The 10490-nt window shown below is 45.6% G+C and carries 10 protein-coding genes; 1 reads left to right on the top strand and 9 read right to left on the bottom strand.

The annotated features are described in order from the left end of the window. Positions 1-69: 69 nt before the first annotated feature. The 9 genes from WG8_RS19710 to WG8_RS19750 form a co-directional block, all read right to left on the bottom strand. Positions 70-759 carry a DNA alkylation repair protein gene (locus WG8_RS19710; RefSeq protein ID WP_007432007.1) on the bottom strand — a complete coding sequence of 230 codons (690 nt, stop codon included), beginning with the start codon at positions 757-759 and terminating at the stop codon, positions 70-72. Between the two features lie 24 nt (positions 760-783). Next, positions 784-1401, bottom strand: a complete 618-nt coding sequence (locus tag WG8_RS19715; protein ID WP_007432008.1) for a DNA-3-methyladenine glycosylase family protein — start codon at positions 1399-1401, stop codon at positions 784-786. 23 nt (positions 1402-1424) lie between these two features. Then, entirely contained in the window at positions 1425-2243 is an 819-nt protein-coding gene (locus tag WG8_RS19720; RefSeq protein WP_007432009.1) for an SPL family radical SAM protein, read from the bottom strand. Continuing rightward, positions 2243-2761 carry a methylated-DNA--[protein]-cysteine S-methyltransferase gene (locus WG8_RS19725; protein WP_007432010.1) on the bottom strand — a complete coding sequence of 173 codons (519 nt, stop codon included), beginning with the start codon at positions 2759-2761 and terminating at the stop codon, positions 2243-2245. Before WG8_RS19725 ends, WG8_RS19720 begins: the two co-directional genes overlap by 1 nt. After that, positions 2742-3347: a bifunctional transcriptional activator/DNA repair enzyme AdaA gene (locus WG8_RS19730; RefSeq protein WP_007432011.1), complete on the bottom strand. Its 606-nt coding sequence runs from the start codon at positions 3345-3347 to the stop codon at positions 2742-2744. The genes WG8_RS19725 and WG8_RS19730 overlap by 20 nt, the downstream gene beginning before the upstream one ends. A 142-nt stretch (positions 3348-3489) precedes the next feature. Beyond that, the gene (locus tag WG8_RS19735) at positions 3490-4998 is read right to left on the bottom strand and encodes an alanine/glycine:cation symporter family protein (RefSeq protein ID WP_007432012.1); all 1509 of its coding nucleotides are present in this window, start codon (positions 4996-4998) and stop codon (positions 3490-3492) included. A 218-nt stretch (positions 4999-5216) separates the two neighbouring features. Then, the gene (locus tag WG8_RS19740; protein WP_007432013.1) at positions 5217-7106 is read right to left on the bottom strand and encodes a beta-glucoside-specific PTS transporter subunit IIABC; all 1890 of its coding nucleotides are present in this window, start codon (positions 7104-7106) and stop codon (positions 5217-5219) included. 250 nt (positions 7107-7356) lie between these two features. Next, positions 7357-8187 carry a BglG family transcription antiterminator LicT gene (licT, locus tag WG8_RS19745; RefSeq protein ID WP_007432014.1) on the bottom strand — a complete coding sequence of 277 codons (831 nt, stop codon included), beginning with the start codon at positions 8185-8187 and terminating at the stop codon, positions 7357-7359. A gap of 274 nt (positions 8188-8461) precedes the next feature. Continuing rightward, positions 8462-9901 carry a 6-phospho-beta-glucosidase gene (locus WG8_RS19750; RefSeq protein WP_007432015.1) on the bottom strand — a complete coding sequence of 480 codons (1440 nt, stop codon included), beginning with the start codon at positions 9899-9901 and terminating at the stop codon, positions 8462-8464. 422 nt (positions 9902-10323) lie between these two features. Here WG8_RS19750 and WG8_RS28835 point away from each other — a divergent pair. Beyond that, on the top strand, positions 10324-10490 hold a 167-nt coding region (locus WG8_RS28835; protein WP_007432016.1), incomplete at its 3' end, for a PTS lactose/cellobiose transporter subunit IIA.

Genomic DNA, 10490 nt, shown 5'->3' on the forward strand with positions numbered 1-10490 from the left:
AATATTGGATTCCAAAAAAAGCAAAGCGCGTACCTACTGCTGATCCTATCCTTAAATAAGCAGCCAATCCTATTTTCTTTTTCGCTTCATACTGCGCATGATCGTTTTTGTTGCCTGATCCACCCGGTATGATTCGATGATCTTTTGCAGAGCTTTATTGAACGTAAAATCGTCCAGCGTGTTGTTCTGCAAGTAATGCATCGTAATCTCCGGCAGCTTGATATAGCAGATGGATATCGCCCATGCTACCGCCATTTGTACATAGTAATCCTCACGATGAGTCTGATCCAGTAATTCAAGCACCTGGTTAATATACGGTTCCTCAATATAAAAATTGAGAAGCATAACCACGCCAAACCGAATTTCATATTCTTTTTTGGAGAATAGATAGGGCTGAATAAACTCCCATACCCGTTCCTTATGATTTTTCGTAAACTTTAATCCGGCACAAAAGCTGTCGCATACGGACCAATTATCAATTTTAGGCACAAATTTGGCGACATAACTTAACGCTTCCTCTATATTCATTTTCACATAGCCAATAACTATGCCCTGCAGCATCACTTCCTCGAAGTAATCACTTTCAGCAGTTTCCAGGTAGAGACGCCAATCTCCTTTGGCAATATCCTGAGCCAGCTTGCGCAGCACCGGAAGACGTACGCCTAGTACATTATCAATGGTCGGAAGCAATGCAGCCGTGAACTTCTGAAAGTCCGTATCCACGTACGACAGTATTTGTTCTCTGATTGTTTTTTCCAATCGTCTCCACTCCCTGATCCTTAACTAACGAAATGAAATGCTCCACAAATAAATCGAGGCCACCGATCCATAGGGCGAATAGGCTCTCCTATACTCCTCGAACTGCTTCCTGGTAAGCGTATCCAGATTATATAGCTTCATCATTCCCCGCCGAATAGCGATATCCCCCCAACTGACGACATCTGGACGCTCCATACAATGAAGCAGCATCATTTCAGCCGTCCAAGGGCCTATCCCCTGCAGCGAGGACAGTTTTTGGATCACCTGTGCATCGGAGAGTTCATATAATTCCTGTAAATCCAGCAAGCCCTGTTCTATCGTTTGGGCTATGTTCAGGATACATATAGCCTTTTTCATAGTAATGCCACAGCTTTGAATATGCTCGGCCGCCTGGATGGCAATATTTTGTGGGGTCATCGCACCTAATTTTTCCTGCATTCTAGCCCATATGGTTTCAACTGCCTTGGCAGAGATAAGCTGTCCAACAATGGCATGAACAAGCGCGGCGAACAGATCGGGAATGACCACCCGTTGCACTTTGCCCATTTGTGACATAGCTGCGCCAAGTACGGGATCTGCGTTTTTCAGATAATGGATTTCCTTTTCCCCATAGTCAAAATTTTTGGTGATTACAGTGTGCATTAGCTCCCCCTCTTCAACCCAAATCAGGGTAAAAATCCTTCCTGGCTCACGTAGAGCTTTTCTTCCGGGAAAACATGAAGAAAACGCTCATAAACCATTTTGTAAGCAGCCGGGTGATACCAGTCTTCCAGCCCCAACGACTCGTATAACGCACCCATATTTAAGCTTCGTGTGCGCCTTCCTCCACTGCCGTCCCCCATAAAATAATCATCAATACAGACACGGTTGACCAGAGGCAAAAGCTTGTCGGCAAGATGTTCGCTGCTTGGAAGTATGGGCGCGATAGTGGCCTGCGCTGGTACTCCTGCCTCTTTTAACAGTTGCAGTGTTTTGAAACGGGCCTGAATGGGAGGCGCATCCGGTGTGAAATGCTTGCGGATATCCTCGCGATCTGTTTCTATCGTCATACTCACCCGTACGCGATCCTCTAATCGGAGCAGTAAATCAGCATCCCGTCGTACAAGAGGACTGCGCGTCTGCACCAACAGAAAATCCGGCGGATCTTCCACCATCACTTCCAGTAATGAACGGGTCACCTCTTCCTTGTACTCGACAGGCTGATAAGGGTCCGTGCTGGACGACATAAAAATCGTGACTTTGCCTTTTGATTTGGCCCTGCGAAGCTCCTTGCGAAGAATAGCTGCCGCCTGATTTTTGATATCTACCCATGTCCCCCAAGCTTCCTTCCGGAACGTAGAGACTGGCAATTGACGCACATAGCAATACGAGCAGCCAAAGGTGCAGCCTGTATATGGGTTCAACGAGTGTGTATACCCTGACAGGAAGCCTGTCCCTTTATTCAGAAGAGTCTTGGGATTTTTGTAAAAATACTCATTTTTCATCATTCGCCTCGTTCGAGCTGCAAGAGCTTTACTTTCATGTCCAAACCGCCACGATATCCGGTCAAAGCCCCATTTTTGCCGATAATCCGGTGACATGGAATGGTAATCAAAATCGGATTAGCACCGATCGCAGCTCCCACCGCACGAACAGATGCAGGCTTTTGTATAGCATGGGCAATATCTGAGTAGGATTGTGTTTCCCCATACGGAATGTCGCACAGCGCGTTCCACACCGCCATTTGGAACGGAGTTCCTTGAAAGTCAAACGGAATGGTAAAATTTGTTCGTTCTCCTTGAAAATATTCAATCAGCTCCTTGGCATAGGGCTGTAAGGACACAACGTCCTCAACTAAAAAACTGTCAGGAAACCGCTTCTCTGCCCATAAAATCAACTCGGCTACAGGTTGATTGGGCGAGCCTACATAACATAGTCCTTTAGATGTGGCTGCAATATATAAATTCCAATCCTCATGGGTCAACAATGACCAATAGATCGTCTTATTCGTTTGATTTTCCATGCTGTATACCTCCATTTTGTGCTTCCTGGGATTTGAGCTGACGATATTGCAACGGAGTGCAGCCCATATTCTTTTTAAATAACGTAATAAAGTAAGGAGTATTGGACAAACCTCCGCTCTTCCCCACTTCCGCCACCGACTTATCCGAGTCAATGAGCTGTTTCTTGGCTTGCGCCAATCGGGTTTGTTGAATATACTCCATCGGGGTTATATGCATGATCCGCTTGAAGGTACGATGTAAATGGTATGGGCTTCCATGACTTATTTCAGCAAGAATGTGCAATGATAAATCTTCCATATAGTGAGAATTCACATATTCTGTAACCCATGCCATCCATTCATGATCAGGCAAACGCTGTCCTGTCGGTTTGCACCTTTTGCATGGACGAAATTGCTCTGCCAAAGCCTGCTCTGCTGTTTTAAATACACGAATGTTTTCTTTCTTCGGAGGTCGGGATTTGCAGGAGGGGCGACAAAATATGCCTGTTGTCTTTACAGCGTACCAAAAGACGCCGTCATAAGACTCGTCATTTTCTACAATAGCTCTCCACATGTCGTCAGTTATAGACAAATCAGATGTTCCCATTCTAATCACCTCTCTTGTACAATGCGGCCTCCCACATGTCTATGTCTAAATTATAAACCAAATAGTGAACATATGTACCCCTCTTGGAATGTAAAGGCAAGATAACGAAAAAAAGATGGCTCCAATGGGGCCACCTTTGATCTTACTTATCTATCATCTTCCTAGCTTGAAGCTTGCCTGGTTCAACGGTGATTGTTAGCTCATCAGCAGGCTGGCGGTATTCCTTGGACCAATACTCGGCATTGGGAATCCCCACCTTCTCCGGGTCGAATACCGGATCTAGTCCACGCTTTCGCTGCCGTTCGTAATCCTTAAGCACACGGAAGGCAGGCTTGGCCAGCAGAATCATGGCGATTAGATTCACCCAGAGCATAATGCCGACGCCCATATCCCCCAAGGTCCACGCCAACGCTGATTCCTTGACCACCGTTCCGTAGAACGTCGAGCCCAGAATAACCAGCTTTAGGACGAACATGGGCCATTTGGCCTTGTGGTCGGCAACGAGATAGGCCATATTCGTTTCTGCAATGTAGTAATAAGAAATAATGGTTGTAAACGCGAAAAAGAACAATGTAATCGCCAGCAGACTGGAGCCGAAGCCCGGAAATACCGATTCAATCGCAGCCTGCGTATATTGGGTTCCCTCTTCAACACCGGGGAGATTGTGCACAATAAAATCGCCACCGGGTCCCTTCACGTTATACATACCTGTGAACAGAACCATGAAAGCCGTAGACGTACAGACTAAAAAGGTATCTACGTACACAGAAAATGCCTGAACCAGCCCCTGCTTTGCCGGATGAGAGACTTCCGCGGCAGCTGCCGGATGCGCACCAGAGCCTTGTCCGGCTTCATTGGAATAAATCCCCCGCTTTACGCCCCAGGCAATCGCCGTCCCTACCATACCGCCGAACACAGAATCCACGCCAAAGGCACTACGAAAGATCAGCAAAAATACGTCGGGCAGTGCAGTAATATTCGTCATCATAATATAGAAGGAAACGAGAATGTAGCCAAGGGCCATAAACGGAATGACAACCTGAGCGACATTGGCAATCCTTTTTACACCGCCAAAAATAATAAGCGCCAGCAAAACGACTACTAGAATCCCTGAGACCTTCATATCCATCCCAAACGAACTATGGAATGCTACAGCAATCGAGTTCGATTGGGTTCCCGGCATAAGCAAACACATAGCCACCAAAGCGACAACCGCAAAAATGACGGCGAACCATTTTAAGCCCGTTCCTTTTTCGATATAAAAGGCTGGGCCGCCCCGGTATAGACCATCACGCTTTACCTTATATACTTGAGCCAATGTGGATTCAACAAAGGCTGTAGCCGATCCGATAAAGGCCATGACCCACATCCAAAATATCGCCCCTGGTCCGCCCATGCCGACAGCCAAAGCAATACCTGCTATATTCCCCGTCCCTACACGCCCTGATAGCGCCATTGTAAAAGCCTGAAAGGAGGATACCCCTGCCTCAGAGCTTTTCCCTTTAAATACCAAACGGATCATCTCTTTAAGATGCCTGATTTGCAGGAATCGAGTCATGATTGAAAATAACAAGCCCACGCCCAAACATACATATACCACTGGATTACTCCAGATGATGCCATTCACTGCTGCTGCCCATTTCTCTAACATTCCTTGCCTTTCCCCCTGATCATTCCATAAATTTCTAGTCTCTGTTTTCAGAAAATTTGCATAATTACAAAAAATTATAGTTCAGTTTTTATCACCGTACAAGTCAATTTAATTGACATATTGTCAATTACAGGTGGACTGATCGGCTACACCATACGACGACAAAAAAGCTCTGATGATCCGGGATGTGGATCATCAGAGCTTTGTCCTTAAGACATTCAGGCGATGCCCTCTTTTTCATTCGAAGCACTAGACAGCTTCAACAGCGGCGCCTGCTCCATTACATCCCCTTGAGGGATGGGAAGGATTTCAGTATATTCGGAAGAATTCGTAATGATAACTGGCGTAATGGTAGGATAACCCTCTGCTCTGATTTGCTCAACATCAAACTCAAGCAGCAGATCTCCTGCTTTTACCTGATCGCCTTCTTTGATATGGGAAGTAAAATGTTTACCGTCCAGCTTGACCGTATCTACGCCGACGTGAACCAGAACTTCTGCACCATGGTGCGAAACAATCGCAAGCGCATGTTTTTTCTTGAACGCCACAGTAATGGTTCCATCGAACGGGGCTACAACTCTGCCCGTTGTCGGTTGGATAGCGATACCTTTACCCATAGCTTCCGAAGCGAATGCAGGATCGGGAACCTCCGACAGAGCGACCACAGTTCCTTCGATCGGGCTAAGAACCTCTTCATTAGAAACAGCAGCTGCAGGAGTGGATTCTTTAGTCGAATTGTCAGTGCTTTCCTCTTCTTCTACCGGATCTTCAAATCCTAAAATATAGGTCAAAATGGCCGAAACCAGAAATGATACCGTAATCCCTAGAATCAATCCCGGGAAGCCTTGTCCGCCAGGACCGTAAAAGATTGGCAAGGTCAGCAATCCAGGTGCGCCAGAAGCGAATGCCTGCGTTCCTGCTTGACCGATAATCGCACCACCGATAGCACCGCCGATAACACCGGCAATAAACGGACGCTTCAGCGGCAGCGTAACCCCATAGACGGCTGGCTCTGTGATACCGAACAAAGCGGTAAGTGTAGCTGAGCCTGCCAGTGTTTTCAGCTTTTTATTTTTAGTTTTCAGCATGACACCAAATGCTGCGCCGGTTTGAGCAAAGATGGAAGCCGAAGCAGAAGGCTTGATTCCGTCTCTACCGTTAACAGCAATGTTGTTAATAAACACAGGTATAAGGCCCCAGTGTACACCGAAAATAACGAGCAACTGCCAACAAGCGCCGAGGATTGCTCCAGCCAGCAGCGGACTAAAGCTGAACGCAGCCACGAGTCCAGCAGCAATCCCATTACCTACGTACACCCCGACGGGTCCGAAGACCATCAAAGTCAGAGGAAGCATAATAACAAGCAAGATCAACGGTGTAACAAAGTTTTTGACACTCTCATGTATGAATCGATTGCACGCTTTTTCCAGCTTACTCATAACGATGACAGCTAAAATGATCGGAATGACGGTAGACGAATAACTCATCATGACAATCGGAATACCGAAGAAGTCCGTAGGTGTACCTTCCGTTTTCAATGTAACGATAGACGGGTAAAGCAACCCTCCGGCAATCGTCAGGGCAACAAAGATGTTGCCTGCAAATTTCCGGGCTGTTGTAACCGCTAACAAGAGGGGGAGAAAATAAAACAAGCTGTCAGCTGCAGCATACAAAATCATGTAGGTCGTTTCTTTCGGCTGCAGCCAGCCAAGGTTGCTGGCGATCAACAGCAAACCTTTCAAAATACCGGACCCTGCCATAACTCCGAGCAGCGGTGCAAAAATACTGGAAATCACATCTATAACGGCGCCAAATCCCTTGTTGCCTTTAGCCGATTTGTCTTCTTGTTCAGTTTCGCTCAAAATGTTGGATACTTTGCCGATTGCATTATAAACCTCCGGCACTTTGTTGCCGACGACGACCTGGAACTGACCGCCGCTCTGCTTGACCGTGATAATACCATCGGTTTTTTCCAGCTTTCCTTTGTCTGCCTTTGCCTCATCTTTTAGCACAAAACGCAGGCGAGTGGCACAGTGAACGAGCGATACCACATTTTCTTCTCCACCTACCAGATGCACGATATCTTTAGCCAGTTTTTCATAACTCATGTTAGACACCTCCATGTTCTAAGGGCATTTTACATATTTAGGCACACAAAAAACCTAAGCCTTGAAAAATAGTGGGCAATGGGTGTCCCGCGATTTTTCATGACTTAGGTTTTGCCTGCATAACCAGTAACAATCCCAGTTAAAACTTATTAAATTCCTGTTGTTCTCATAATACAATTAATATTACATATTTGTCAACAAAAACATTTAAGCGTATATTCTTGATTCATTTTCGTTGAAAAAGCTCGGCTTATCTGTTCACCACCCGCTCAATGTGCACGGTCAGATACAACTTTTCTTCATTCGTTAATTCATGATTATATTCTTTTTTCACAAAAGCTCCGATTTTCTCCGTACAGGCCGCGGCTTCCTTGTGCTTTTCCTTAATCATGTCGTACAAATGGTCATAGTTATTTTCGTAGTGATTCCCCTTAAATACGCGCTGGGCGAAAAATTTCAGATGCGTAATAAAACGGAAATAACTCAAAGAATCCTCATCAAAATCGACCTTAAAATGATATTTGGCGATATTGATAATCTGCTGGATAAACTTTGTAATACTCATGGTGGTAATGACTTCTTCGTTCATTTCAGCATTCACGATATGAATCGCAATAAAAGCCGCTTCGTCTACAGGTAGTTCAATACCGAGTCTTTGTTTGATTTGTTCCAGCGTTTTCAGACCAATTGCAAATTCTTCTTTGTATAGCTGCTTAACTTCCCACAATAACGCGTTTTTGATCTCTAATCCTTCCCGGTATCTTTCCACGGCGAAATTGATATGGTCTGTCAAAGAAACATAAATATTTTCGTTCAGCTTTCTGTTCAGATTATGCTTGGCGTCATTAATGATTTCTTCCACGATCACGATCAAATCAAGCGGAACTTCGCGCAGCAGCATTTTGAAGTTATCGGACGTCTGCTTGTTTTTCAGAGCAAATACCTTCTGAATTCTGGTTTCGTCCACTTTGTCTCCAGGCTTTTTCTTAAATGCAATCCCCCGTCCCATCACCACGAGTTCCGTGCCGTCGGACTGGTAGACGCTAATTACATTGTTGTTAATGACCTTTGCTATATTCATCTCGATCCCCCGTTCTATATGCCAGCAAGAGCCACACCTGTTCCATCCTTTATTTGAAAACAGAAAAAAACCAAAGCGCAGCAAATAAACAAGACCATAAAATCTGCTTATTCGTGGCTTAGGTTTTGCCTGCTACGCAGTAACAATCCTAAAAATGATGGAATTGCGTCAAGTATAGCCCGAAGAGGGTCGATTGTCAACGCTTTCACCCAAGAAACGGAAACGGAAATCCCCGGAAATCCGGGGCATCCGATCCTGTTTACTTGTTGTACGATTACTCTCCCAGGTTCTCCCCGTCAGACTGAATCACATTTTTGTACCAGTGGAAGCTTTTCTTTTTAATCCGTTTCAGCGAGCCGTTGCCTTCGTTGTCACGATCTACATAAATATAGCCATAGCGTTTTTTCATTTCTCCTGAGGAAGCACTAACAATGTCAATAGGTCCCCAGCTTGTGTACCCGATAATTTCGACCCCGTCTTGAAGAGCTTCGCCCATTTCGGCAATATGTCGCTTCAGATAGTCAATCCGGTAATCGTCGTTGACTTCTCCTTCCGGCGTAACCACATCGTTGGCACCAAAACCGTTTTCCACTACGAACAGCGGCTTTTGGTAGCGGTCATGCAATTGGTTGGCTGTAATGCGGAATCCTTTTGGATCAATCGTCCAGCCCCATTCGGACTTATCCAGATACGGGTTGGACACGGAGCCAAACACATTGCCGCTGGTCATATTCTTGACAATTTCGGGATCTGTGCTGGTCGTCCGGCTCGAATAGTAGCTGAATCCGATGTAATCAACAGTATGATTTTTCAAAATATCGGCGTCGCCAGGCTCCATCTCAATGTTTAATCCATGATCCTTGAAGAAGCGTTTCGCATAACCAGGATATTCGCCACGTGACTGTACATCGATGAAGAAGTAGGATTCGCGGTCTTTTTCCATTCCTTGATACACATCCTCAGGGTTGCACGTGTACGGATAAAAGCTGCCTGCAGCGAGCATACAGCCAATCTGGACATCCGGAATGATTTCGTGGCCCGCTTTTACAGCCAACGCGCTAGCGACAAGCTGATGATGTGCGGCCTGGTACTGAATTTGTTTAACGTTTTCACCTTCCTGGAATACAAGCCCAGCGCCAAGGAACGGCAAATGGAGCAGCATGTTAATCTCGTTAAACGTCATCCAGTATTTCACTTTATCCTTGTAACGGGCGAATACTGTTTTGGCATAAGTTTCGAACAGATTTACCAGCTTCCGGCTCCGCCAGCCTCCGTATTTTTCAACAAGGTCTACCGGAACGTCAAAATGAGCGAGAGTCACCACCGGCTGGATGCCATGCTTATGCAATTCGTCGAACAGATCATCGTAAAATTGCAACCCGGCTTCATTCGGAGCAGCATCTTCTCCAGTTGGAAAAATGCGAGCCCAGGCAATGGAAACACGCAGCGCCTTAAAGCCCATTTCTGCAAATAGCGCAATATCCTCCCGATAGTGATGGTAAAAATCAATTGCTCCGTGCGAAGGATAGAATTCGCTTTCAAGCGGGATGAGTGAAGGAACATTCCCCTTCATAATGCTTCTTCTCTTCTCTCCGGTAGGCAGCAGATCCACCAGACTCAGCCCTTTACCGCCTTCCAAATAAGCTCCCTCGGCCTGATTGGCTGCAAGAGCACCGCCCCATAAAAAATCTTTAGGAAAAATAAAACTGGACATAAACGTTCTCCTTCCAAGTGTGAGATAAAAGGGAGACCAAAAGGGGAATAGTTAATAAAAAAACCCAAACCAGCCTGAATACACTTGTAGTGTAAACAAGCCAATTCAGGTTATGCCCTATCGGTAACATCCCATGAAAAGGTTATACATATTTGAAGAAAACTCTAACAAAGATTTGGGAACCTGTCAAATTCATATTACTGGCTTGACTTCGGAACTAAGCACAAGATTTTCGCTATATATTCCCCTTATTTCTCCACTTGAACCGGATCCCATCTTTGCAAGAACCTCCCTCCCTGTTCTTGAGTAGTAACGATGAACGAATTTCCGCTACGGGCGGAAAAGGCTTGCGTTTAGATCTCGGCTGTAAACCTTTACACTGAATCTGTAAGCTAAAGAGAAAAAAGCATGAGGTGAAAGAGATGGATGAGTATCAGGAAATCATAATGGGAATTATAACCAATGCAGGCGTTGCCAAGAGTAAGGCGATGGAAGCGATCGCTCTGGCTCAAAAAGGTCAAACACAGCTGGCGGCAGAGCGACTTGAAGAAGGCAAAGACGAGTTGGTTAAAGCGCATAAATTACAAAC

Origin of the sequence: Paenibacillus sp. Aloe-11 (genome assembly GCF_000245715.1) — a bacterium.
Taxonomy (GTDB): Bacteria; Bacillota; Bacilli; order Paenibacillales; family Paenibacillaceae; genus Paenibacillus; species Paenibacillus kribbensis.